20 protein-coding genes and 3 pseudogenes are annotated in these 23,271 nt (G+C 66.3%); 12 read left to right on the forward strand and 11 right to left on the reverse strand.

Annotation, left to right across the window (positions count from 1 at the left end):
• Positions 1 to 46: 46 nt before the first annotated feature.
• Complete coding sequence (locus OG878_RS00250) at positions 47 to 1,174, reverse strand: nitrilase-related carbon-nitrogen hydrolase (RefSeq protein WP_328884828.1); 1,128 nt, start codon at positions 1,172 to 1,174, stop codon at positions 47 to 49.
• 767 nt (positions 1,175 to 1,941) lie between these two features.
• Between OG878_RS00250 and OG878_RS00255 the strand changes: the two genes are divergently transcribed.
• The gene (locus OG878_RS00255; protein ID WP_328884829.1) at positions 1,942 to 2,544 is read left to right on the forward strand and encodes a DUF6518 family protein; all 603 of its coding nucleotides are present in this window, start codon (positions 1,942 to 1,944) and stop codon (positions 2,542 to 2,544) included.
• 286 nt (positions 2,545 to 2,830) lie between these two features.
• Here OG878_RS00255 and OG878_RS00260 read toward each other — a convergent pair whose 3' ends face one another.
• On the reverse strand, positions 2,831 to 4,060 hold the full coding sequence (locus OG878_RS00260; protein WP_328891083.1) for an IS110 family transposase: 1,230 nt from the start codon (positions 4,058 to 4,060) through the stop codon (positions 2,831 to 2,833).
• 891 nt (positions 4,061 to 4,951) lie between these two features.
• Between OG878_RS00260 and OG878_RS00265 the strand changes: the two genes are divergently transcribed.
• Both OG878_RS00265 and OG878_RS00270 read left to right on the forward strand, forming a co-directional pair.
• Complete coding sequence (locus OG878_RS00265) at positions 4,952 to 5,167, forward strand: hypothetical protein (RefSeq protein WP_328891084.1); 216 nt, start codon at positions 4,952 to 4,954, stop codon at positions 5,165 to 5,167.
• 113 nt (positions 5,168 to 5,280) lie between these two features.
• A complete protein-coding gene (locus tag OG878_RS00270; RefSeq protein WP_328884830.1) occupies positions 5,281 to 5,457 on the forward strand; it encodes a hypothetical protein in 177 nt (58 codons plus the stop codon).
• A 104-nt stretch (positions 5,458 to 5,561) separates the two neighbouring features.
• On the opposite strand, the gene OG878_RS00275 is transcribed toward OG878_RS00270, so the two are convergent.
• A complete protein-coding gene (locus OG878_RS00275) occupies positions 5,562 to 5,831 on the reverse strand; it encodes a YrhB domain-containing protein (protein WP_328884831.1) in 270 nt (89 codons plus the stop codon).
• A gap of 61 nt (positions 5,832 to 5,892) precedes the next feature.
• Between OG878_RS00275 and OG878_RS00280 the strand changes: the two genes are divergently transcribed.
• From OG878_RS00280 to OG878_RS00295, 4 genes are all read left to right on the forward strand, one after another.
• Positions 5,893 to 6,660, forward strand: a complete 768-nt coding sequence (locus OG878_RS00280) for an IS5 family transposase (protein WP_328884832.1) — start codon at positions 5,893 to 5,895, stop codon at positions 6,658 to 6,660.
• A 95-nt stretch (positions 6,661 to 6,755) separates the two neighbouring features.
• Complete coding sequence (locus tag OG878_RS00285; protein ID WP_328884833.1) at positions 6,756 to 7,481, forward strand: hypothetical protein; 726 nt, start codon at positions 6,756 to 6,758, stop codon at positions 7,479 to 7,481.
• 319 nt (positions 7,482 to 7,800) lie between these two features.
• The gene (locus OG878_RS00290) at positions 7,801 to 8,325 is read left to right on the forward strand and encodes a cupin domain-containing protein (RefSeq protein WP_328884834.1); all 525 of its coding nucleotides are present in this window, start codon (positions 7,801 to 7,803) and stop codon (positions 8,323 to 8,325) included.
• 59 nt (positions 8,326 to 8,384) lie between these two features.
• Positions 8,385 to 9,193 (forward strand): IS5 family transposase gene (locus tag OG878_RS00295; RefSeq protein ID WP_328884835.1). Its coding sequence is split into 2 segments (ribosomal slippage): positions 8,385 to 8,729 and positions 8,732 to 9,193, totalling 807 coding nucleotides; the frame shifts between segments, so codons are not numbered across the junction.
• A 9-nt stretch (positions 9,194 to 9,202) separates the two neighbouring features.
• Here the strand turns inward: OG878_RS00295 and OG878_RS00300 are convergent.
• Entirely contained in the window at positions 9,203 to 10,891 is a 1,689-nt protein-coding gene (locus tag OG878_RS00300; protein ID WP_328884836.1) for a cytochrome c biogenesis protein DipZ, read from the reverse strand.
• A 676-nt stretch (positions 10,892 to 11,567) separates the two neighbouring features.
• Here OG878_RS00300 and OG878_RS00305 point away from each other — a divergent pair.
• Positions 11,568 to 12,434 carry an arylamine N-acetyltransferase family protein gene (locus OG878_RS00305; protein ID WP_328884837.1) on the forward strand — a complete coding sequence of 289 codons (867 nt, stop codon included), beginning with the start codon at positions 11,568 to 11,570 and terminating at the stop codon, positions 12,432 to 12,434.
• A gap of 8 nt (positions 12,435 to 12,442) precedes the next feature.
• Here OG878_RS00305 and OG878_RS00310 read toward each other — a convergent pair.
• Positions 12,443 to 13,122, reverse strand: a pseudogene (locus tag OG878_RS00310) (IS5 family transposase); the annotation flags it as partial.
• A 179-nt stretch (positions 13,123 to 13,301) separates the two neighbouring features.
• On the opposite strand from OG878_RS00310, the gene OG878_RS00315 reads away from it, so the two are divergent.
• Together OG878_RS00315 and OG878_RS00320 are read left to right on the forward strand one after the other, a co-directional pair.
• Entirely contained in the window at positions 13,302 to 13,916 is a 615-nt protein-coding gene (locus OG878_RS00315; protein WP_328884838.1) for an FMN-dependent NADH-azoreductase, read from the forward strand.
• Positions 13,917 to 14,346: 430 nt separating this feature from the next.
• Positions 14,347 to 15,534, forward strand: coding sequence for a MalY/PatB family protein (locus OG878_RS00320; protein ID WP_328884839.1), 1,188 nt, complete (start codon positions 14,347 to 14,349; stop codon positions 15,532 to 15,534).
• A gap of 533 nt (positions 15,535 to 16,067) precedes the next feature.
• On the opposite strand, the pseudogene OG878_RS00325 reads toward OG878_RS00320, so the two are convergent.
• The 5 genes and pseudogenes from OG878_RS00325 to OG878_RS00345 form a co-directional block, all read right to left on the reverse strand.
• Positions 16,068 to 16,259 (reverse strand): annotated as a pseudogene (locus OG878_RS00325) (sigma factor-like helix-turn-helix DNA-binding protein); the annotation flags it as partial.
• A 118-nt stretch (positions 16,260 to 16,377) separates the two neighbouring features.
• Entirely contained in the window at positions 16,378 to 17,283 is a 906-nt protein-coding gene (locus OG878_RS00330; RefSeq protein WP_328884840.1) for an NmrA family NAD(P)-binding protein, read from the reverse strand.
• Between the two features lie 198 nt (positions 17,284 to 17,481).
• Positions 17,482 to 18,285: a hypothetical protein gene (locus OG878_RS00335; RefSeq protein ID WP_328884841.1), complete on the reverse strand. Its 804-nt coding sequence runs from the start codon at positions 18,283 to 18,285 to the stop codon at positions 17,482 to 17,484.
• A 98-nt stretch (positions 18,286 to 18,383) separates the two neighbouring features.
• On the reverse strand, positions 18,384 to 18,584 hold the full coding sequence (locus OG878_RS00340) for a hypothetical protein (protein ID WP_328891085.1): 201 nt from the start codon (positions 18,582 to 18,584) through the stop codon (positions 18,384 to 18,386).
• Between the two features lie 390 nt (positions 18,585 to 18,974).
• Positions 18,975 to 19,424, reverse strand: coding sequence for a MarR family winged helix-turn-helix transcriptional regulator (locus OG878_RS00345; protein WP_328884842.1), 450 nt, complete (start codon positions 19,422 to 19,424; stop codon positions 18,975 to 18,977).
• 697 nt (positions 19,425 to 20,121) lie between these two features.
• On the opposite strand from OG878_RS00345, the gene OG878_RS00350 reads away from it, so the two are divergent.
• Together OG878_RS00350 and OG878_RS00355 are read left to right on the forward strand one after the other, a co-directional pair.
• Complete coding sequence (locus OG878_RS00350; RefSeq protein WP_328884843.1) at positions 20,122 to 20,895, forward strand: alpha/beta fold hydrolase; 774 nt, start codon at positions 20,122 to 20,124, stop codon at positions 20,893 to 20,895.
• Between the two features lie 308 nt (positions 20,896 to 21,203).
• A pseudogene (locus OG878_RS00355) lies at positions 21,204 to 22,003 on the forward strand (IS5 family transposase); the annotation flags it as partial.
• A gap of 493 nt (positions 22,004 to 22,496) precedes the next feature.
• Here the strand turns inward: OG878_RS00355 and OG878_RS00365 are convergent.
• Entirely contained in the window at positions 22,497 to 22,730 is a 234-nt protein-coding gene (locus OG878_RS00365; protein WP_328884844.1) for a hypothetical protein, read from the reverse strand.
• Between the last annotated feature and the right edge of the window lie 541 nt (positions 22,731 to 23,271).

Consider the following 23,271-nt stretch of genomic DNA (forward strand, 5'->3'; position numbering starts at 1 on the left):
ATTACGTGAACTTCCGCCTGGGGAATTGCGTGACCGTCCACACAGCTCACTGGGCTTCGACGGGGCGGCCTTCTTCAGCCGACCGGGCGGTCTGGACCGGCAGGCGAGTGCTGCGCTCGTGGACGTGGGGCGCCGGCGTGCGTTCGATCTGCAGGCTGAGCAGTTCCGGGCGGCTGTAGTGGCCGCGCGCATCCATCAGGCGCTTGCGCAGGTCGATCTGTGCGAAGTCCAGGTCGGCGATCACTTCGCCTTCCCCGGACGTGAGCGGCTCGCCGATGATGCGGCCCTCGGGATCGACGATGGCGGTGAAGAAGCCGCCGGACATCGCACCGACGGGGCCGCCGGTGTCCTTGGCGATCTGTGCCTGCTGGCCGGCATCGAGCCAGGCGGTGGCGTTGACCACGAAGCAGGCCGACTCCAGCGCATGCTGGCGGATGCTGACCTCCATCTGGTCGGCGAACTGCTGGCCGCCGAAGGAGCCGGGGTACATCGCGGCGTGGATCTGCTCGCCGTCGGCGATCAGGGCATAACGCGCCAGCGGCAGGTAGTGCTCCCAGCATGCGAGCTGGCCGATGCGGCCGACGGCACTGTCCACCGCATGCAGGCCCGAACCGTCGCCCTGGCCCCAGACCATCCGCTCGTGATAGGTCGGCGTGATCTTCCGGCGGCGCTGAATCAGTGTGCCGTCCGCGTCGAACAGCAGCTGCGTGTTGTAGATGGTGCCGCCGTCACGCTCGTTGACGCCGATCGAGACGACCATGCGGGCCTCCCGGGCCGCTTCGGCGATCGCGTCGGTCTCCGCGGACGGCACGGTGACCGCCTGCTCGAGCAGGCGCAGGTGTTCCTTGGCCATGGTGTAGGGCGGCTGCACGAAGGAGAAGTAGGGGTAGTAGGGAACGACGGTCTCGGGGAAGACCGCGAACTGAACGCCCTTCTCTCCCAGTTCACGGATCTTCTTCACGACTTTCTCGACGGTGCCGGCACGGCTGTAGAGCACGGGACTGATCTGGACTGCAGCGGCTTTTACGATAGTCATGGTGATACTCCTTGCAAATGTACGGTCGGTAAGACCTCGCGATGCTGCGCGCGCCCGGACAGACACGCGATAAAGAGCAGTCGAGGCGGTCCGGGAGAGATGGGGTCCGGCCGAGCGGACAACACCAGCTTCCGCCATGTGACTACTGACGGCTAACGCGAATCGCAGGGACTCACCAGCCAATAGGAGCATATGCTCTTATTGGCTGGCGGGCAAGGAGCCGAGCCTCCCGGCGCCTTTCGCGACTCGGCGACGCCGAGTCGCCCGGGCGCCCATCGCTGCGTCCCGAAGGGGTGGCCGCACCCGTTCTTCACATGGCGTCGTCTTTGGCGACATGTCACATCTGTGACGCCTGGCGCCGGTGACATACCGATATCACCGCGCCCACGACGCCTGTGCCGATCTGTAGATGCACTCCGAGCAGCACAATCGACCGCAGTCGTACAACCTCTGCGATCCGTCGCGGACCCGCGCCGAAGAAGCGCAGCCCCCAGCATGAGTGAGGACCTGAACCCCACACACCGCCGGCCCGGAACGGCGTTCCGTCCCGGGCCGGCGGCACCCGTCGGCGGTAGAACACCGCCCCAGAAACACAGTTGATGCCCAGGCGAGGAAGTACGCCGTGCAATAGACGCCCGGGCCCTGTACCGCTGGCTGACCTCTGGGCCTCCCGCGCCGGCCACTATCCCAACAGGCCGGGGCTTCTTCTTTGCGTCCTGGTGCGGTGCGACAGGTCGAACGCCGCCGTCAGGGCGCGCACCGGCGTCTCCGAGCTAATTAGGTAGATGATAACCTAATCATTCGAGTGTTTGATGATCATTAGTCGAGGGACTGACCGTATCAGCGCGACCCGTCCCGAAACGCCCGTTTGCACAGATGTGCGCGCACCTCAGCTGGAGTAGTTGATGATCGGGATACGCGCAACGGCGGGGGCGCTGAGCGGGGGGCTTCTGCTTGGGATCCTCACCAATCTCGCCCAGGGCTGGATCTGGATCCCTGATGCCTGGGGTCAGATCGCCAATTCCGGGGCGGTCTGGTCGGTCGCTGCGTTCGCTGCCGGATCCCTGTTGGCCAAGCGTTTGCCCACGGCGGCGGTGGCCGGCCTGTGCGCCGAGGTGGGCCTAGTCGTCGGGTACTACGGCTACGCGGAGTTCGGCCGCGATGGCATGGGGGACCTCTCCTTTCCCCTCGTGTGGCTAGCCCTGGCCTGCATTGCCGGCCCACTGTTCGGGATCGCCGGCTCCTGGTGGCGGCATGGCTGCACCACAGGGCGCCGGGCGATTGGCCTGGCCGCGCTTGCGGGCGTCTTCGGCATGGAGGGCATCCACTACGCGTGGACGCTCCACTACCACCCCCAGGCGTGGGCCTGCCTGACGGTGATGGTCCTGATACCGCCGCTAATGGCGCGCAGCCACAAGGAGAAGGCGCTCACCCTGGCAGCGGCCGTTTCCTTCTCGCTCCTCGCCTACACGGCCATCATGTTCCCTCTCAACCACATCTCCGCTTGATCGAGGGCGAGTTCACGGATTCGCTGAGGCAGGCCTCACCTTGGAATCGAAGGCACAGGCCAGCATCCGCATTCACCCTTCGTACAGGGCCTGGCCGATGAGGAGGTCGATGCGCGGGCCGTGGACCTGCTGGGACTTCGGGACGGCCACGACGTAGGAAAGCTGGTGACCTTCGAGGAAGCGGCGGCAGTGGGAGTCCTGGGGGAGTCCTGGCCTAAGAAGCCGTATCTCAACCGAACGTGATTCCTTGATTTCTCCTGGTCAGACATCCCATGCCGTTTTGGTGTCAAGTGGTGGCCGAGAGGGTCGCGTGGTGTGACCACCCGGTGGACTCGTCGTAGGGGGTGCGTGTCTTGAGGCATCCGTGGAGGATGCCGACGAGGCGGTTGCCGAGCTGACGCAGGGCGGGGTTGTAGCCCGCGTCGCGGGCGCGCTGTTTGTCGTAGTAGCGCCGGGCTCCGGGCGAGGTGTTCAGCGCCGAGAACGCCTGCCGGTGCAGGGCGTCAGCGAGGCGGTTGTTGCGTGCGTAGCGGGCCTGAACGGCGTGTGTTCGGCCGGAGGCACGGGTGATCGGGCTGGTGCCGGCGTAGTTCTTGCGGGCCTTCGCGGAGGCATAGCGGGTGGGGTCGTCCCCGAACTCGGCCAGCACCCGGGCGCCGGTGATCGCGCCGATGCCGGGCATCGACAGGTAGATCTCAGCGTCCGGGTGCTCACGAAAATGCGCGCTCACCTGCTCTTCCATCATGGCTATCTGCTCGTTCAGGGCGATCAGGAGCCTGGCGTGCGCGGTCGCGGCGGCGCCGTAGGCGGCCGCGACCGGGGTGGCGACGCCGAGCTGGGGCTCGCGGAGTGCGGCCTGGATCGCGCCGGCCTTCTGGTCGCGGTGGTGGCGTCGGTGCCGGGCCAGGACCGCGGTGATCTGCGGCTTCGTGAGCTTCGCCGCCTGCTCCGGGGTGGGCGCCTTGACCAGCAGTTCCAGGGCATCGGTGCTGGTCAGCTCCAGGGACGCGTAGGCAGTCAGCGCGCCCGGGAAGTACTCGCGCAGTGTGTTGCGCAGCCGCTGGAAGGTGCGGGTGCGTTCCCAGATCAGGGTCTGGTGGGCGCGGGCGACCACGCGGACGGCCTGGGCTTGGTCGCTGTCGCCTGCGACGGGTCGCAGCTGGGGGCCGTCGATGCGGACCATATCGGCGAGCGCGTGTGCGTCGCCCTTGTCGCTCTTGGCCCCGGAGGTGCCGTACCGTTCCTTGAACCGCGCGGCCTGGCGCGGGTTGATCGCGTAGACGCGGTAGCCGGCTGCGATCAGCGCCTGCACCCAAGGGCCGCGGTCGGTCTCGATCCCGACCGCTACCTTCTCGGACTCCAGGTCCTCGCCGCCGTGCCGGGCTATAAGCGTGTGCAGCTTGGCGATGCCCTCCACACCCTCGGGCAGCTGGGCTGAGGCCAGTTTCCGGCCTGTCTCGTCCTGCAGCTCGACATCGTGGTGGTCCTCGGCCCAGTCATCGCCTATGAACAGCAACAACACTCAACTCCTTGCCCTCGTCCGGTACTTGCCTGCAGCCGACGGAAGGCACGGCTCGCGCCCTAATGGATCCAGTGCTCACGCCCAACCGCCCGGCGGGCACGCCATCCCATCAGCAGTCAGGCCTCCCGGCCGACCAGCAGGGGCACGGTCTGACCACAGAGCTCGAATGGCTCCGGCATGGAGAGTGCTCACCTGCTGGCGGCTACGGACCGTAGTCTCTCTCACGGCCCGATGAATCCCATTAGGCATGGTCTCGCTCGGGGTGAGGGAGGCATGCGGCGTCTTGTGTCCGCTTCATGGCCGAGGGGTGCGCGGTGGCGTCGGTGCTGGGAATGCTGGAGGAGCGGGAGGCGGCTGCCCGTGTGCGGGTGTGGAGGGCCTGCGGGAGGAAGTCACGCGGTTGGCGGAGGTGTTGGAGGCCGCGGAGATGGAGCTGGACCGGCGGGTGATCGCGCGGGAGGAGCTGGTCGAGGCCCTGGCAGTCTCTGCGGCCGAGTCCACGGCCGTGACCGGGACCTGGGCGGAGGAGGAAGTGGCGCCGTCGCGGACGGTGACCGGGCCGACCTTGTGCCCGAGGCGGCGGAGTTCGCCGTGGACGCGCCGGCAGCGCTCGTACCCCTGCGTCCTCGAGGGGATGTCTCCGGCGCTGTACCTCCGAGTGGGCACCGACACAGCACACCTCCCTGCAATAGGCCTCCATATTGACTATAAAGTCATTCAATGAATATCATTTTCCCATGGTGCAAGACTCCCCGAACGCTCGGCAGCGGTCATTGAGACTCGCCTTACCCATCAGGTCCACCGTGTTGCCACCACCCTGCTGGCCGAGGCCGCCGTTCACCGCTCCTTGCCCTGGCGCAGCTGCGTGACTTCCTCGTCGCGAACCTGCGCCATCACCACGGGACCGAGGACGGCGACCTGTGGCCGCGGATCGTTGCTGTGGCGCCGGCCGCGGAGCGCGGGCTCGGCACTCTGCGTGAGGAGCACGAGCCGCTGGACGCGGCGCTCGACCTGCTGGCCGCGGTGAACCTGGGCGGCGACGAGGTTGAGGACGGGGTCGGTGAGGCCGCGCCGGCGCAGGTCTCGGTGGCGGCGGCGTAGCTGGACGGCTTCCGGGCCACACTGCGGGGTGCGGCCGTCGAGGTGCACGATCACCTGGCCCGTGAGGAGCCGATCCCCTTCCCCGCGTTCCGCGACCACATCAGCCCTGCGGAGTGGCAGGACTTTGCGCAGCGGGTGATCGCGACTGCGCCGCCGGGGCCGGACATGTGGTGGTCGGTTTCCTCGACGTGGGGACACTCGCGGAGGCGGAGCTGCTGCTCGCGGGTCAGCCGGAGACGGTGCGTTCGCTCCTTGCCGCTATGCGCCTGCAGACCACGGAGGACCTGTGAGTCCTGCGCGGCGTCCGCGCCTGACCTCCGTCCTGCTTGCTCCAACGATAAGCGCAAATCTAAGGGCTGTCCCGTAAGTGTCGTCACGGGCAGCCACAGCGCCGTCAGGTACGCGGGTTTTTCCACAGATGCCGCTCGTCCAGAGTCCCGAACCGTACGCCTCCGCTTTCTAGATCGACGAGGAGGGGCCAGCAGTCCAAGAGCTGCTGTCTCACATCGCGCGAGGCGAGGTACTGCAGGGAGTTGTAGGGCACGATCAGGAGCCCGTTGTTCTCGCGGACGCGCTCGGCGTCGATCGCAAGGGGCGGCTCGTCGTCGCGCTGGCTTTGTGCGAGGAACGCCACCGCGAGTTTCAGGGCTTCGTCCTGCTCCATCATCCGTCTCCCGTCCGTCGACACGACGAAGGCACCCTAACCGTCCTGGAATGATCTTCACGTGGCTGGTGTGATCACGGCGTCGGAGCCGTCCTGGATAGCCCCGTTCACCGGGCTGAGCCCCCGCCTGTTCGGGAAGCTGGTGACGGTTTTGCGGCGCGAGGGGGCGGACGCGGTCCGCAGGGGCCGGCCGTGGGGCTTGCCGCTGGAAGACCGGGCACTGCTGGTCGCGGCGTACTGGCGCACGAACCTGACCATGCGCCAACTGGCTCCGCTGTTCGGGGTTTCCAAGTCGGCGGCGGACCGGATCATCGATCACCTCGGGCCGATGCTCGCCCTCCAGCCCCGCAAGCGGTTCGCGAAGGACGCCGTGCTGATCGTTGACGGCACCCTGGTGCCCACCCGCGATCACACCGTCTCCGAGCAGTCGAAGAACTATCGGTACTCCACCAACCACCAGGTCGTCATCGACGCCGACACCCGGCTCGTCGTGATGGTCGGCCGACCGCTGCCGGGCAACCGCAACGACTGCAAGGCGTGGGAGGAGTCTGGCGCGAAGGCTGCCGTCGGCAAGACGATGACGATCGCCGACGGCGGCTATCCGGGCACCGGGCTCGTGATGCCCCACCGCCGCCGCAAAGGCGAAGAACTGCCCGACTGGAAACAGGCCCACAACAAGTCCCACAAGCAGGTCCGCGCCCGCGTCGAGCACGTCTTCGCCCGCATGAAGACCTGGAAGATCCTCCGCGACTGCCGCCTCAAAGGCGACGGCGTCCACCACGCCATGCTCGGCATTGCACGTCTGCACAACCTCACCCTCGCCGGATAACCGAGCGGGCCACACGGCAGCCAGCGCGTCCGCATCACCTCGAAGATCATTACGGGACAGCCCTTAGGAATTCAACATCAGAAAGGAACGCAAGTATGACGACGGTACTTGACCGCTATTTCGAGATCGTGAACTCGGCCGACAACGGCCATGCTGCCCTGGAAGACCTTCGTGACATCTTCGCGGAGAATGTGCTGCTGATGCACAGCGGGGAAATGGTCCAGGGTCGGGAGCTGGCCGTCGCCTTCCACCAGGACCAGGCGGCCAAGTGGCAGGAGTCCAAGCACCAGTGGACGGCTTCCGTGGATGCCGCCAACTCCATCACCGGCAAGTGGACCCAGGCCGGATTGGACCTGCAGGGCAACGGGTGCTCCGGAATCGGCCATGTCTCCGTTTCTCTGGACTCCGACGGGCTGATCGCCCACCTCCACCTGTCTCTGACCGGGGGGTCGGACCAGGCCCGGGTGCTCATAGCCAAGCACCTGGAGGTCTGGATGATCCCGGATGCGGCCGAGCGCGCCAAGGCGATGGAGGGCGTCTACACCGAAGACATCAAACTCATGGAGCCTGAGGATGTCATCGCAGGCCGAGATGTCATCAACGACTACATCAGCGTCGTGCAGCGCAAGGCTCCGCCCCTGAGCGCCCGGCTCGTGAGCCACTTTCAGAACAAGGAATTCATCCACTGGAGCTGGGATTTCGGATTCCCGGGAAACAAGAGGGCGCTGGGATCTGAGGTCCTCCACCTCAAGGGCGATCTGATCGAGAGGGTCGTCATATTCAGCGCGGACAGTGATGTCTTCACCGAGGGCACGCGGTAGGTCTCAGCACACGGTGTTGAGCCGGGCTGCCCGGCTCAACACCGTGTGCGGAACCGCACGCCTCGAGCAACTGCCGCTTGCTGTGAACCGGAGGCCGGCCAGGCTTCACGCCTACCAGCAGCAGCCGTTCCGACACCCTCCGCTGAGCGTCTGACATATCTCCGCGAGCCGCAGCGGGCCACAGCTGCTCACCGCACCAACCACCCGATCAACTCCCGAAGGGCTTCCGGAGCCGACCACTTGGGGTCTGTTTCGAAGGTGGACGAAGCCTGTGTCGTGATCCCGCCCATGTCACTCCAGAAATCAGAATTGAGATGCCATGACCTTTTCACTGGCCGAGCCGGACCCCCACGACCCGCACTGGAACACGCGAGGTGCGCTCTACATACCGTCCGGCAAGGGCCCGACGGTCTGGGCTGCGGGCGATGTCTACACGATCAAGGCCACGGGCGCACAGACGAACGGCGGGCTGGGCTTCATCGAGGCCACGGTTCCAGCAGGCGGTGGACCCATCCCCCACGCCCACCCCGAGCAGGAAGAGACGTTCTACATCCTCGATGGAGAATTGGAGTTCCTGGACGGCGATCACATCTTCACAGCCGTGGCAGGTGACTTCGTCCACATCCCGCGAGGGGTTCGTCATCGCTTCACGAACAAGGGCAACCACGCCGCCAAGATGATCTTTATTTTCACGCCTCCGGGTCTGGAACAGATCATCGCCGATCATGCACTTCCCGCCAGGCCCGGCGACGCGCCGCCGTCGGTTATCGACGACGATCAGCTCGAACGATTCCACACCATGACCCGGCTGGCGAAGTCGATCACTCTGCCGGAACCGTCCTGAATCCCGTACCACCTCTTTTAGAAGTCATCTCATTTGGTGGGGTCGGCAGGCTGTCGTTCATGGCGGGGATCGTTGAGCGGCTGGTGCCGGATGAGTTGTGGGAGCTGTTCCAGCGGGTGGTGCCGGAGGCGCCGTCGCGGCCTCAGGGTGGCGGTCGGCGCCGGCATGGTGATCGTGAGGTGCTGGCCGCGATCGTGTTCGTGGCCACGTCGGGCTGCACGTGGCAGCAGTTGCCCACTGCTTCGTTCGGGCCGTCGGGAGCGACAGCTCATCGGCGTTTTTCCGAGTGGACGAAGGCCAGGGTGTGGGCGAAGCTCCACCGCCTGGTCCTCGACGAGCTCGGGGCCTGCGGCGAGTTGGACTGGTCGCGGTGCGCGATCGACTCGGTGAACATGCGGGTCCTGAAAAGGGGGATCTGACGGGTCCGTATCCTGTTGACCGGGGCACGTACGGGTCGAAGATCCACTTGATCACCGAGCGGACCGGTCTGCCCCTGTCCGTCGCAATCTCGGGGGCGAACCTGCACGACAGCCAGGCCCCGATCCCCCTCGTGCAAGGGATACCGCCGATCCGCTCCCGCCACGGACCGAGACGCCGCAAACCCGCAAAGCTCCACGCCGACAAAGGCTACGACTACCCCCACCCGCGACGATGGTTACGCCAGCGCGGCATCCAACACCGCATCGCGAGGAAAGGAATCGAATCCTCACAGCAACTGGGCCGCCACCGCTGGACCGTCGAACGCACCATGGCCTGGCTCGCCGGCTGCCGCCGCCTCCACAGGCGCCACGAACGCAAAAGCGAACGCTTCCTCGCCTTCACGAGCATCGCCTGCACCCTCATCTGCTACCGCAGGCTCACCAATTGAGATGACTTCTTAGCCGAACGTGAAGGAGTAGGCGCTGAGCCCCGGGGAGAGGCTGAGAGTCAGGACACCGTGCCGTGAGGTGCTGCCGCGAACCACCGTGTAGGTGTTGGGCGCGCCCGACACTTTGTAGGTGATGGTCTTCCCGTCCAGCGTGGCGGTCACAGTGCCCGTACCGCCGACGTCGAAGTAGGCCTCTCGGGCGGAGAAGTCCAGCTTGATACCTGCGTTCCTCCTGCTGGTGAGCGCCTCCCGGCCGACGTCCCAGGTGCCGGAAAGAGAGAATGCGCCGGGCGGGGGCACGGCAGGATCGGAGAAGGCGAAGGTGCCCAGGCTGAGCGGACCGCCGGCGTGGGCCTCGGCGTGCTCCGCACCCAGGTCGACCTCCGGGGTGAGATTCGGGTCGGTCGGCGTGGTGTCGGGCACATCGGTGGGAGGTGCCAGCACGACGCCGGGCCGGGCGTCGGTCAGCAGCTGCCGGATCAGCGATTCGCTGGTGGTGTAGTCGCCCTCGCCGACGGAGACATGCCGCACACGACCCTGGGCGTCGATGAGGTACTGGGCGGGCCAGGCGTTGTTGTGGAAGGCGTCCCAGGTCCGGTAGCCGTTGTCGAGCGCGACCGGATAGGTGACGTGGAGCCGTTCGGCGCCTGAGGCCACGTTGCCGGGCACGCGTTCGAAGGTGTACTCGGGTGTATGGACGCCGACCACCGTCAGTCCGTCGTCCTTGTACTTCTCATACCAGGCGGCTACATGCCCGATGGCGCGCTGGCAGTTGATGCAGGAGTACGCCCAGAAGTCGACCAGTACGACCTTGCCGGCCAGCGAGTTTTTGGTCAGCGGCTGATTCCCCGGTGTGTTCAGCCACTGCTGGATACCGGATATGTCAGGCGCTTCACCGCAGTCGGCGAGCACGGGCGTCGGCTGCTCAGCGCACTGCTGCAGCGCATCGTCCGCGCCCGTCGAGCCGAAGGCGCCGGTGAGTCCGGAACCGTCGAGCGCCTTGTTGAGGCGGGCAGTGTAGTCCGGCACCGCACGCTGCAGGGTGTCGGTGACACTGAAGGTAAGGGCGAACGCCAGCGCGATGACAGCGAGGCCGGCCACGAACCGGACGCTGCGCTGCCGGTCGCGGAAGGCCCGGACCCGTTCCGCGACACCCCTTCCGGCGAGCGCGAAAAACAGCAGCGGAGCGGCCGCGCCGAGCGCGAAGGCGACGGTCAGCGCGACCGTCTGCAGGCCGATCCGGTGTGTGGCGCCGGCGACAGTGATCGCTGCGAGAACAGGACCGGCACAGGGCACGTAGACCGTGCCCAGAGCGAGCCCCAGTACGAAGCCGTTGTGTCCGGAGCCCACTTGCCGTTGCCCGATGCGCATGAACGGGCGCTCCAGCACATCCTGCACGGAGGGGAACATCATGGCGAAGCCGAGGAGGATCAGCACTGCGAGGCCGGCCCAGCGGATGATGTCCTGCGGCAGGGGCAGAGCGTTCAGCACAAGTGTGCCGAGCAGAGTGACGAGGCTGAAGCTGAGGGCGAGGCCCGCCACCACCAAATAGGGCCGTCTCCTGTCGGCCGGCCTCTCTGTGGTGCCGGCGACTTGAACGCCACCGGACAGGAAGACGACGGGCAGCACGGGCAGCACGCACGGCGAGATGCCGGTGATGAAGCCGCCGACCAAGCCGATGAGTACCAGCGTGAGCAATGAAACCTCCGGACAGGAAGGATCCGTACAGCCGGGATGCACGGGTTGCGCCGCCGGTACGTGTCCGGAGGCCCCACCCCGCCCGGTTCCTCGATGAGGGCACGAGCGCCCGGCTCGTCTGCGAGATACCGAGTCGCGGTGAGGAGAGGCGCTCTCCGGGGACGTCCCGGGAGAGCGCCTCTCATCACCGCTCAGAGCGGTGATGAGTCTGGCACACCGTCTATCACCCGTCAAACAGGTGACGTTATGTGCGTCGCCTCAGGCACCCGATGTCGCCGCCCTTCGGTCGGGCATAGAGATATCCGCGCGACTCCTTGTCGCGTCCGTGTCCGCTCAACGAAAGGCGAGTTGGACACCGGATCGGGCCAGGCGCCGCTCCTGGCCGGCGGATTCCGGCATCTTGATCCCCCTGCACCACCCAGCCGGGACGCCATCCTTGCCACCTCCACGAATGAGAGTATATGCTCGTAACAGAGACGGGTCCCCGCCTGTCGCGACCGTCGTCAGCCAGACCGAATATCGCCGCGCGTGATCACAAGCGTTCGGTCAGGCGGACATTGCCACCAGACCCGCGAACCCGGCTGGAGTGCCGCCTGGCCGCGCAACCGTGCCCGCAGGGGCCTTTGGGCCGCCCACAATTCGTATTGATTCAATTAGCTGAGGTCATATCCCAATCATGCCTTTTGAGTCCTTCGTCGAACCTTATTTGCTACGCCTCGGCCTTTCTCTTGATAAACACCGCACGCCCTCGGCCGCCGGGCTGCGGGCGCTGCACAGGGCCCATATCGAGCGGGTGCCCTGGGAAACCTTGGAAGTCCACTTGGGCCGGCCGACGACCGTGGATCCTCACGAGGCGATAGTCAGGATCCTGCGCGGGCGCGGCGGGTGCTGCCACCACCTCAACGGCGCCTTCGCCACTCTGCTGACCGCGCTGGGCTACGACGTCACGTGGCACCGAGGCGGGGTGCAGTCGGACACCGACTCGCAACCGCCCGGCGCCACCGGTGGACACCTCGTCCTCACCGTGGACTGCGACGGCCAGACCTGGGTCGTCGACGTCGGCTTCGGCGAGGCCCTGTACGAGCCGATGCCTCTGCGCGCCGGCAGCTACCGCCAGGGGCCCTTCACGTACCGGCTTCGGCCGTCGCAGGTCGAGCCGGGCGGCTGGCGGTTCGACCACGACGAGCGCGGCGATTTCGCGGGGATGGACTTCACTTTGGAGCCCGCTGCACCGGCGGACTTCGCCGAGCAACATGCGGCGACGTTCACCTCGCCGGACTCTCGACTCGTCCGCATCGCCTCGGTAATGCGCCGACGGGCAAACGGCGTTGACCACCTCCGGGGCTGCGTGCTGAGCAGCACCGACGGCACCGACCGTACGCAGCGGGCGCTGACCACCGCCGACGACTGGTTCGGCGCCCTGGCAGGCACCTTCGGCATCACGTTGGCCGAAATCGACCCAGCGGAGCGTACCGCCTTGTGGGAGAAGGTACGCGCCGCCCATACGGCCTGGCAGGCGAGCCGTGCCGAACAATCCGCCTAGAAGTCATCTCATTTGGTGAGTCTTCGGTAGCAGATGAGGGTGCAGGCGATGCTCGTGAAGGCGAGGAAGCGTTCGCTTTTGCGCTCGTGGCGCCTGTGGAGGCGGCGGCAGCCGGCGAGCCAGGCCATGGTGCATTCGACGGTCCAGCGGTGGCGGCCCAGTTGCTGTGAGGATTCGATTCCCTTACGGGCGATGCGGTGCTGGATGCCGCGCTGGCGTAACCATCGTCGCGGGTGGGAGTAGTCGTAGCCCTTGTCGGCGTGGAGCTTTGCGGGTTTGCGGCGTCTCGGTCCGTGGCGGGAGCGGATCGGCGGTATCCCTTGCACGAGGGGGATCGGGGCCTGGCTGTCGTGCAGGTTCGCCCCCGAGATTCCGACGGAGAGGGGCAGACCGGTCCGCTCGGTGATCAAGTGGATCTTCGACCCGTACGTGCCCCGGTCAACAGGATACGGACCCGTCAGATCCCCCTTTTCAGGACCCGCATGTTCACCGAGTCGATCGCGCACCGCGACCAGTCCAACTCGCCGCAGGCCCCGAGCTCGTCGAGGACCAGGCGGTGGAGTTTGGCCCACACCCTGGCCTTCGTCCACTCGGCGAAACGCCGATGGGCCGTCGCCCCCGACGGCCCGAACGAAGCGGTGGGCAACTGCTGCCACGTGCAGCCTGACGTGGCCACCATGAAGACAGCCTACCGACCCCACCAAATGAGATGACTTCTTAATCTCGCCAACTACGACGACACCTGGTCCATGGAGGAAGTCGTCGCCTGACCGGCAACCCGAGCAAAGTGACGCTTGGAGCTCGGGCTGGCACCCTGCTCCAAGCGGTCCCGCCCCCTGCCGGCCTGCTAACGAAAGCCAAGACAACATGCCTACGCTCCTGCAGATCGACAGCTCCATCTGGCCCAGCGGGGCCTCCGCATCGCGAGATGTGACGGCCATGTTCCGTGAGGAATGGGAGGCCCAGCACCCTCACGGCACGGTTATTTACCGCGATCTGGCGGCCGAGCCGCTCCTACACATCACCGGCGATGTGTTCACTGCTGGTGACGAGGATCCTCTGCGTGACACGCTGGCCTCCGAGCTCGAACAGGCTGACGTCGTCCTGATCGCTGCCCCGATGTACAACCTCACGGTACCCAGTACGCTCAAGGCCTGGATCGATCAGGTCATGGTCTGGGGTCGCACCATCGGCGAGCAGCCGTCCGCCGCCGGCACCCCGGTCGTGGTCGTCTCCAGCCGCGGTAGCTCTTACCGGCCGGGCACCCCTCGTGACAACTGGGATTTCGTCGTCCCCTACCTGACCACTCTCTTCGCCGGCTACTTCGGCATCACCGAAGTCGAGTTCATCATCCCTGAGCTCACTTCTGTCTCTAAGCAGGCCTCCAAGGCCGAACTCATCCCCCTGTACGAAGCTTCCCGCGCCCGCGCCTACGAGGACGCCGTCGCCAAGGCCAAGGCGTTGGCAGCTCGCTTTTCCTGAAGGCGTGCGCTGACCAGATCAGCCAACGCGCCCGTCGGCATCGTGCGCAGCAAGTTCGGCGGCGAATCGTCCGCACCAGAAGAGGACTGGGTTGATCAACGCGGCGCCCATCACATATTTGCAGGAGACGTGTTAAAAGATGCCCGATCTGCGATAAACAACATACCGGCCAAACAGTGACGCGCGCGCAGTGTACTGCTGGAATCAAATTCGCGCCATATGTCATTATGTGCGACTGGATACTCGAATGAAATTACCGAATCAATCGATGCGGAACTCATTCTTAATGATGATGCACCCCGCCGCTCGCCCAGCGTTCGCCGCGGAGGATGAGCAGAGGTCGAAAGCCCCGCCGACAGTTCCCACTGATGGGGCCGGCTGGGCAGACGCGAGCCGGCCCGAATCGCATGTCCATCGGAGGGAGGTCCGCATGAAACCCGCAGGATTCGAGACATTCGGTACAGTGCGGGAAGCGGGTAATCCGCTTCGTAGGCTTACGATCGACGACCTGCGCCGCCGCAGGGGCATCAAGTGGCGTCGCTATCCGGAGGACGTGCTGCCGCTGTGGATAGCCGACATGGATGCAACACCGGCCCCCGCCGTGGTGGACGCGGTGAATTCGGCCTTTGAACGCGGGGACACCGGCTACCCGCGCTTCGACACAACGATGGCGAAGGCCTGGGACCAATTCGCCGCGGAGCGCTGGGGCTGGCGCGTGGCGACGGAGCGGACGATGGTCGTTCCCTCCGCGCTGACGGGCATCGCCGAGACGCTCAAGGTGACAACGGCGCCCGGGGACGTGGTCGTCGTCAACTCCCCGGGGTACGGCGGCCACCGGCAGATCGCGGAGGGACTGGGCCGCCGCGTCGTGGAGGCGCCGTTGGGGCCGGACCACCGCATCGACGTCGACGCTCTGCGCGCCGCCTTCAGCCGGACCGCCGACGGCGACCGTCCCACGGTCTTCCTGCTGTGCAGCCCCCACAACCCGACCGGAACGGTTCACACCGCGCAGGAGTTGTTCACGGTGGCGGAACTGGCGCGGGAGTTCGGAGTGCGGGTCGTCTCGAACGAGGTTCACGCGCCGCTCGTGCCGGCCGGCGCGCGCCATGTGCCGTACCTCTCGGTCCCCGGCTCCGAGGACGCTGTCGCCGTCTACTCCGCCTCCAAGGGGTGGCATCTGTCGGGCTTCCGCGCCGGGATGCTCGCCTGGGCGCGGGAGGCGGATGACATCATGCGGCGCATCCCCCTGAGCATCGCCTACGACCTGAGCGGTGTCGGTGTCATCGCCCAGATCGCCGCCCTGCGGCTCGGCGGCGGCTGGCTGGACGCACTGCTCGCCGGCCTCGACGAGAACCGCCGCCTCCTTGCCGAACTGCTCGAGCTGCACCTTCCCGGCGTCCGGTACCGCCGGCCCGAGGGGACGTACCTGGCGTGGCTGGACTGCCGCTCGCTCGGTCTTGGCGACGATCCTGCGGCGGCCTACCTGGAACGCGCCCGGGTCGCCCTCTCTTCCGGTCTGGAGTTCGGAGCGAGCGGCGCGGGGCACGTACGCCTCAACTTCGCCACGTCGCCGGAGATCCTCGCCGAGGCCGTCCACCGGATGGGGACGCTGGTCTGATCTCGGCAGCCCCAACACAGGCGGCAGGCGCCAAGGGCCGTGCGTAAGCGGCCATCTTGGTCCGTACGCAAGAGCGCCGATCCCTCTCCAGGTCCGCGGCGAGCTTGGAGTCCAGCAGACGACGCACCACCAACGCCCTCGGCAGCACAGCCCCCCGGTCGGCTCCTACGCCTTGATCCACCCCACGATCACACCGGCCTCCCCCACCACACCGCATCAGAACTCACGAACCTGAGACAGCAACACCCACCATCAGACCCACGACAGCAACACCCAACGCGGCGAGGTGCCGTAGCTGTCGTCGTGCGCCCGCCAGGGGTTACGGGACAGCCCTTAGGCCGAAGGCTTCCGGCCATAGACCGGTCGCGACAACCGCGCATCCCACGGTGAGCGCCGCCCCGCCCACGGTCATTCGCCTGCGCCGCTGAACCCGCCGCCTGACTTGCGCCATCCGGTCGGGGGGCAGGGCCAGTTGTGGCAAGGCACGTTCCAGAAGGATCGGAAGATGCCTTTCCATCTCGTGGGGCTCCCTCTCAGGCACGCTGTGCATGCCGCTCACCGCCTTCCACCAGGCTCGGGACAGTTACCACCTTGGTTCGCAGCACGGCCAGCGCCTTGGACGCCTGGGTCCTGACCGTACCGGGCCGACAGCCCAGCACCTGTGCGGTCTCCTCCACGCTCAGATCCTCGAAATAGCGCAATATGACCACGGCCCGTTGCCGCGGCCCGAACAGTTCGACTCACTCGCCCATGCCCGCGAATGGTTCGACGCAGGGCCAGGCTCCGGAGGTGGTCCGCCCGCTCGTTACGGCGGCGGTGGACGTAGACGCTGACGCCAGCGCATCAGCCCAGGTAGAGATCCCTGCGGGCGGATACGAAGGCCTCGATCGTCTGCGGCAAGACACCCGTCACGCGCTCGACGTCGTCGGATGTACGGTCGTAGCGGTTCTGCTGATGCAGACGCGCCATGGTGACGATATGCGACTCAATGTGCGCCGGCAGACCCATCTTTGCCAGCCCCTCGGTATGCCACTGCTCCAGCGGCACGTCCACGTACGACACAGGGCGTCCCAGAGCTCGGGAGAATTCCGCCGCCATCTCGTTCATGTCAACCGAGCGGGGTCCGGTTAGCTCGTAGGTCTGACCGACATGCCGGCTCGGTTCGCGGAGCACCGCGGTGACCACTCGGGCGACGTCGTCCACGGCGACCGGCGATGTACGCCCGGCTCCGAACGGCAACGCGATCGTGCCGTTCGCCTGGATCGTGCGCGCTGCGAGTGACGTGAACAGCGGATTGTCCAGGAAGGACGTCGGTCGGACGTGCACCAGGGGGAGCCCCGACCAGTCGAATACCTGTTCCGCCAGCCAGTGGAGCCGCTGCTGGTGGGACTCATCGGTGCTGGTCGCAGTCATCTGGGACACCGTCATCTGGGACATGCCGACCAGGGCGTCGAGCCGCCCGTACTCACGGGCCGCAGTCGCCACCACCGTTGCCGCAAGGAGGTGGTCGGGCGACACAGGCATCGCGAAGTACATCCTGTCCACGCCCTCCAGAGCAGCTGCCACGGTTTCCGGGCGCGTCAGGTCGCCGACCACGACCTCAGCGCCGAACGATCGCAACGCTTGCGCGCGGTCGTCGTCGCGGCGCACCATCGCCCGCACCGGTATGCCCAGTGCACGCAGCTGCTCAAGCACCAGCCGGCCCACACCGCCTACGCCAGTCATGAGGACAGGCTTGCTCGTCACCATTGATTCGTCTCCTTGCGCGTTCGGTCTCTTGAGGAATTTCGTCCCGGCGCCGGGCGCGTGCCTTCGGGCGGGGGGATGTGCGGTGCCGCTGTGCCGCGGCCGCAGTCGGGCTGCGGCTCGGTCGCTTCGTCCGAAGACCTTGCCGGTCGGGCCATATGCGAGCGGAAGCGCGCCGCACACGCAGCGCCGTGGGGTGAGTCAGATGAACAGGACGCTCTCGATGTCGATAGCGACGAGTTCCACGTCCCGGAACACAGTGCCGTTCTCTCCGCGCCGGTAGACGCGCCGCCGGGTCGGAATCATGATCCCGTCAAACTTCCTGTACTCACCGACGTAGTGTGCGGCAAGTCCGGCGTTGATGACCTCAGGCGTGTAATCATGCCTGCGCAGCAACCCATCCGGGTCGAAGTAGAAGACCTGCTCCTGGCTGTGCGTCGCGATGTGGTCGGGGAAAGTGACCTTCAGGCGCCTCCACTTCTGTCCCTGCTCTGTGACAGGAGACAGTTCCACAGCCCTGAATCCCGGCCTGGTGAACGTGAACGGAGCCGTGAGGTACGTCCACATTGCATAACCGGCGAAGTAGGCAACGTGCAGATCGTCCCACGCAGCACGCACGTCAGCCGGGAACGAAGCACGAGGGTCGAATCGCTCGGCCGCCACCTCCCCCGCGTAGGTCTCGACGGCCACTCGCTGCGGGGTAAAGGAGGTCCGCAGGTGGGGCGCGGTAAAGGGAAAGTGGCTGACGCTCTGCCGGTACAGGTCGAGCGAGACAGCCGTATGACTCAGAATCCCCTCCTGCCCCTTCAGCCCCCACAGCGAACCTCCGACGCGGAGATGCGCGGTCGCTGAGCTGAACTGGTTGAAGCGTGCTAGGCCTCCATGCGCCTCAGTGGCAACTGTAACGAGATCACACATATCGAACATTCCTTCGATTATCGCAATGACCGGGGCCGCGCGCCCGCGGCCGACAGCAGACGACCGCGAACCCACAGTTAGGAGCATATGCTCCTAACTGCTTTGCGGCAAGGGTGGGTAGACGTGGCCGTTCATGGCTGGAGCCACGAGTCATCATCTGCGCGCCGCCATGATCTGCGGCCGAGCTACTGGAGCCGGCCCAGCACAGCGGGAGGATCCAAGGTTTCGAGCCGCAGTTCGCTGACGAGCCCGGCCACCCGCAGATGGCCGGCAACGTGGCGCGCCCAGTAACTCCAGTCGACAACCAGCCCATGCATCGCAGGATCAAGGAAGAATTGCCGTGCCAGGCCGGGCCGTCCGAAGCGGTCCAGGAGTGCAGGTCGCAGGAGCCGGCGCCACTACTCACCCGCGCTCGACGCCTGCCAGAAGAGCCGGGTGGCGCGGACGATTCAACAGGTCCGGTCACGTCCACAGGGCGGTTGAGCCAGTCGATCTGCGGCACATTCTCCGTGGCACTCAGAGCGGAGGTGTCAGCACGAGCAGCAACGGCGGCCCCGACTATTCCCCGCTCGCGGGGTGCTCAGCCACCTACGCAGGCCGTCATTCAATGCTGCTATCTGGATGCAGGTAACACGGTGCGTGATCCGGACACCAGCACGGACGAGGCACTTTGCCAATGGTTACGATCCGGTGGCGCTACGCACCGAACAGGGCGTCCACATTCCGCACGGGTGCCGCCCAACCAGCAGTGCTCGTCCCCAGGCGGCCGCAAACACTCACTCGGCCCAGGGATCGAAGCCAGTGCCGAGGACATTCTCGAGAAGAGTGCGCATCCGAGCCGCCGGCTCAGCGCCGAACTTTTCCTCGAACTCGGCTTGCACGCCCTCCCAATAGGGAAGCGCCGCCTTCATCCGCGCCAGACCTTCCGGTGTGATCATCACACTCCGCGCTCGGCGATCGGCGGCCGCCGTCTCAATGGTGACCAGCCCCTCACGCGCGAGCGGCTTGAGGTTGGACGCCATCGTCGTACGGTCCATGGCGATCACGTCGGCGAGACCGCTGATCGTCATTTCTTCGTGCACGCTGAGCTGCTGCAGGATGCTGAACTGCGTGGCCCGCAGGCCCAGCGGTGCCAACGCCTTGTCGTAGGTCGCGCCGAGATACCTCGATGCCTTTCGCAGCGCGAGGTTGTTGCACTCATCAGCCTTCGACGCCACAGCATTCATCGTCTCCTCCAGAGCTCATCCGCACTATACGAGCAACTACTCTTAAGTGCAAGGTTGCGCCCGCGCACCGCAGAGGCGGAGTGCCTCTCAGGCGGCCAGTCCTTACCCCTTCAGCAATACGCGCATATGCTCGCAATCTGTCGGGGGGTGTCGCCTCGACGCCCGTACCAACAGCCGCCGGGCCTGCAGAGGAGCTCACGCGCGCAGCTGACAACCCGCGTGGTCCACCCATACCGGCGTCGGAGCACTACGCGGCTTCCGCGCAGCAACACCGATCCGAGCGCTGGGCCTGAGCGCTGCGCTGCTGAACCTGAGCAACTCCACGAAAGGAACCAGCATGAACCCGTCGTCATTCGAATCGCACGACCAGGCAGACCCTGGCGCGATGCCGCCGTCGCATGAGGGCCAGCCCTCACCCCGGGTCTCCCGCCGCGCCTTTGTCGGCGGCGCGGCCGCGGTCGCCGCTGGTGCCGCACTCACCGGAGTTGCAGCGCTGCCCGCCGCGGCCACTCCCCGGCAGACACCGAAGCTATTCGGCTCGGTATCCGGCGTCCCGTGGCTCCCCGCAGGGTTTCGGCAGACATTCACCAGCCAGCTCATACACGCCGGCGGAATACGTCAGCACGCCGTCATCGGCGGTGACGGGCCTCCCCTGCTCCTGATACACGGCTGGCCTCAGAACTGGTACGCCTGGCGCATGATCATGCCGGTGCTCGCACGGCAATACACGGTCATCGCCGTCGACCAGCGTGGTATCGGACTGACCGACAAGCCCCGCGACGGCTACGACACCGCCACGCTCGCAGGCGATCTGGCCGCACTGATGGACGCCCTGGGCCACGAACGGTTCGCCGTCGTCGGCCACGACACCGGCATGCCGATCGCCTACGCGCTCGCAGCCGACCACCGCGACCGGGTCGACCGCCTCGCCGTGGCAGAGGCCGTCATCCCCGGTGTGACAGCTTCACCGCCCCTGCTCGGCCCGGCCCAGGCCAACAACATGCTCTGGCACTTCCCCTTCAACCGGCTCAACGACGTCAACGAACGTCTAGTGGCAGGCCGGGAAGACATCTACTTCGGCTGGCAGCTCGACATGAAAGCCGCGCGCAAGCTGCCCGCTTACGCCATTCGCTACTACATCGAATCCCTCACCTCGCACCGCAACGCCCTGAGCGGCAGTTTCGGCTGGTACCGCGACCTCGACACCACGTTCACCCAGAACGCCGACCGGGTGAAGCGACACCTGACCATCCCCGTTCTCGCGATCGGCGGAGCCGAAAGTGTCGGAGAGGGGGGTCGCGAACACAATGAAGCTCGCAGCCGACGACGTACAGCCTCTGGTCATCCCCGGCAGTGGCCACTGGGTCGCCGAAGAAGCCCCTCAGGATCTGCTGGCAGCACTCATCCCGTTCCTGGCCTCCTACCGCGCTGCCACCAGTTCCAGGACACGCCGATAGGCAATCGTGGGTAGCCTCAGGGTGTCGGTCATGTCGTGCTCCGCGGAGTTTCGGGGCTGGGCGGGTGGGGTGGGGGCCGCCTGCCGTGGCAGGCGGCCCGGGTGGTCAGGCGGTGGCCGGACCGCCGTCCTCGATTTCCATGCTGTCGGTCACGTTGAGGAAGCGGCACATGCCCATGTCCTCCTGGTAGCAGTCGTGTTGATGACTTGGCTGGTTCGAGAACACCCGGACGTCCTCCACACTCTGGGCCTTACTGATCGTTTCGGAATGAAATCGGTGTAGTGGCTTGGAAGTTGGGTGTTGTGTCGGCAGGATCTGTTGGGTGTCTGCTGACCTTGTGCCTGATGACCTGTGGGAACGCATAGCCCCGCTGCTGCCTCCTCGTCCGCCTCGTCGGCATCGGCATCCCGGGCGGTTGCCGGTGGATGACCGTGCTGCTCTGCGAGGCATTGTTTACGTGCTGTGCAAGAGCGTGAGCTGGCGGGACGTCCCCGCGGAGCGGGTCGGCTGCAGCGGGGTGACGGCCTGGCGGCGTCTGCGGGACTGGACCGAGGCCGGAGTGTGGCCCCGCCTGCACGAGGTCCTGCTGGCGGAGCTACGTGAAGAAGGCCTTCTGGAGATGGACGACGCCGCGATCGACGGCTCGCATGTCCGGGCGCTCAAAGGGGGGCTCACACCGGACCTTCGCCGGTTGACCGGGCCCGGCCCGGCAGCAAGCACCACCTGATCGTCGACCGGCACGGAACCCCGCTCGCCGTCTCTCTGACCAGCGGAAACCGTCACGACGTCACCCAGCTCATGCCGCTGCTGGACGCCATACCGCACATTCGTGGCCTGCGCGGCCGGCCACGCCACCGGCCCCGGCGGTTGTTCGCCGACCGCGGCTACGACTTCGACAAATACCGCCGTCTCGTCCGTGCTCGTGGGATCACGTCCAAGATCGCCCGCCGTGGCACCCCGCACGGCTCCGGCCTGGGCAAGACCCGATGGGTCGTCGAGCGCACCTTTGCCTGGCTCCACCAGTTCAAACGACTCCGCATCCGCTACGAGATAAGCGCCGACCTCCACCTCGGACTGCTCCAACTCGCCTGCAGCATCATCTGCTTGAGACGACTCCGAACCGCATTCCGAAACGATCAGTTAGTCCATGTGGTGAACCGACGGTGTGCCGTGGCCCCGGACTGCTCGTACGGCGCGGTGGGATGCTGCTGACACGTGCAGTCCGACCTCGCGACGAACACGATCGCGGCCGGCACCTCCCGATCGCCGTACCGACGCTGTTTGCTCGTGATGCGTTCCCGACCGAGGGACTGCGGCCTTGCCCATGCCCGGCGCGATGTCGCCCCAGTCGGAGGCACCGGGGTTCGGTTGGTGAAGGGGGTATCAACGGATCGGGCGGTCGGGCTGCCGGTCGAGCATGGAGTAAGAAGCGGGCATGAGTGCACAGAGCATCCAGCAATGGTGAGTTGGTCACTCTGGGGACTGATGCTCCAGCGATTGCGTGAGGCCTGGCCGGCGCGGGGGCCTCCGCTTGTGCGGCGGGTGCCAGAGGCTCGGGCCTCTGACACCCGCCGGAGAACGGCTGAACCTGTCCGCGTTGCCGTTGCTCTGCCTCTCAGGCCACGCCGCGGTGCAGGTAGGCCCGGTCCACCGTCTGCTGGACGCTGTTCCCGGCCGCGTCGGTCGCGGTCACACGCAGCGTCACATAGGTGTCGCCATGCACACGTGACGGCCGTTCGACGGTGGCGGTGAAACCGCTGGCCTTCCGTACCGTGGTGGCTTCGGTCCAGCTCTTTCCGTCGTCGTACGAGGTCTCGACCTTGAGCCTCACTCCTCTCGGGGCGTCCATCCCGTCGGAGGCCGCCAAGGTACGCCGGGTTCGGAGAGCAGCCTGGAGAAACGGGCCGGTGGCAACATCGGAACCGCGCTCCAGGCCGACTCAACCGCTCGCAGACGAACGCGTCCTTGAGCGCACGCTCAACAATCCCTTCACGCGCTCAGACCTCCCAGGGTGGATGCGTCGAATCGATGTCTGAACCTCCAGCCGTGCCCAGTTCTGACCAACATCCCCAGGCACGTCAGGCCAGAACTGCTGCCAACGCTGGCCAACAATCGTTCTTCGGTTTCACCTGTGCAGCCACCCGGCACCTCATGCACCGGGGGGATCACCGCAGGTGCCTCGCCAGCCCGCCCGGTGCACCCTGCTTCAGGCATGAGGGATGGGCAGGTCCAGTGCGACCGTCTTACCCCGGCCGTTGGGAGTGCTGTTCCACGCGGTGCACAGGGCTTCCACGATGAGGAGGCCGCGGCCGTGCTCGGATTCCGCCTTCTCTTCCTCGGCCAGGGCCAGGGGTGAGGGGACGGGCGGGTTGCTGTCGGAGTCCCGTACC

The sequence above is a fragment of the Streptomyces sp. NBC_00316 genome, from assembly GCF_036158715.1.
GTDB lineage: Bacteria > Actinomycetota > Actinomycetes > Streptomycetales > Streptomycetaceae > Streptomyces.

Bases quoted from the DNA above. Each gene is read 5' to 3' on its own strand.
- OG878_RS00250 (WP_328884828.1), bottom strand. From the start codon at position 1,174: ATGGCGGAAGCTGGTGTTGTCCGCTCGGCCGGACCCCATCTCTCCCGG.
- OG878_RS00255 (WP_328884829.1), top strand. From the start codon at position 1,942: ATGATCGGGATACGCGCAACGGCGGGGGCGCTGAGCGGGGGGCTTCTG.
- OG878_RS00275 (WP_328884831.1), bottom strand. From the start codon at position 5,831: ATGGAGCAGGACGAAGCCCTGAAACTCGCGGTGGCGTTCCTCGCACAA.
- OG878_RS00285 (WP_328884833.1), top strand. From the start codon at position 6,756: ATGACGACGGTACTTGACCGCTATTTCGAGATCGTGAACTCGGCCGAC.
- OG878_RS00290 (WP_328884834.1), top strand. From the start codon at position 7,801: ATGACCTTTTCACTGGCCGAGCCGGACCCCCACGACCCGCACTGGAAC.
- OG878_RS00305 (WP_328884837.1), top strand. From the start codon at position 11,568: ATGCCTTTTGAGTCCTTCGTCGAACCTTATTTGCTACGCCTCGGCCTT.
- OG878_RS00315 (WP_328884838.1), top strand. From the start codon at position 13,302: ATGCCTACGCTCCTGCAGATCGACAGCTCCATCTGGCCCAGCGGGGCC.
- OG878_RS00320 (WP_328884839.1), top strand. From the start codon at position 14,347: ATGAAACCCGCAGGATTCGAGACATTCGGTACAGTGCGGGAAGCGGGT.
- OG878_RS00330 (WP_328884840.1), bottom strand. From the start codon at position 17,283: ATGGTGACGAGCAAGCCTGTCCTCATGACTGGCGTAGGCGGTGTGGGC.
- OG878_RS00335 (WP_328884841.1), bottom strand. From the start codon at position 18,285: ATGCTCCTAACTGTGGGTTCGCGGTCGTCTGCTGTCGGCCGCGGGCGC.
- OG878_RS00345 (WP_328884842.1), bottom strand. From the start codon at position 19,424: ATGAATGCTGTGGCGTCGAAGGCTGATGAGTGCAACAACCTCGCGCTG.
- OG878_RS00350 (WP_328884843.1), top strand. From the start codon at position 20,122: ATGATCATGCCGGTGCTCGCACGGCAATACACGGTCATCGCCGTCGAC.
- OG878_RS00365 (WP_328884844.1), bottom strand. From the start codon at position 22,730: ATGGACGCCCCGAGAGGAGTGAGGCTCAAGGTCGAGACCTCGTACGAC.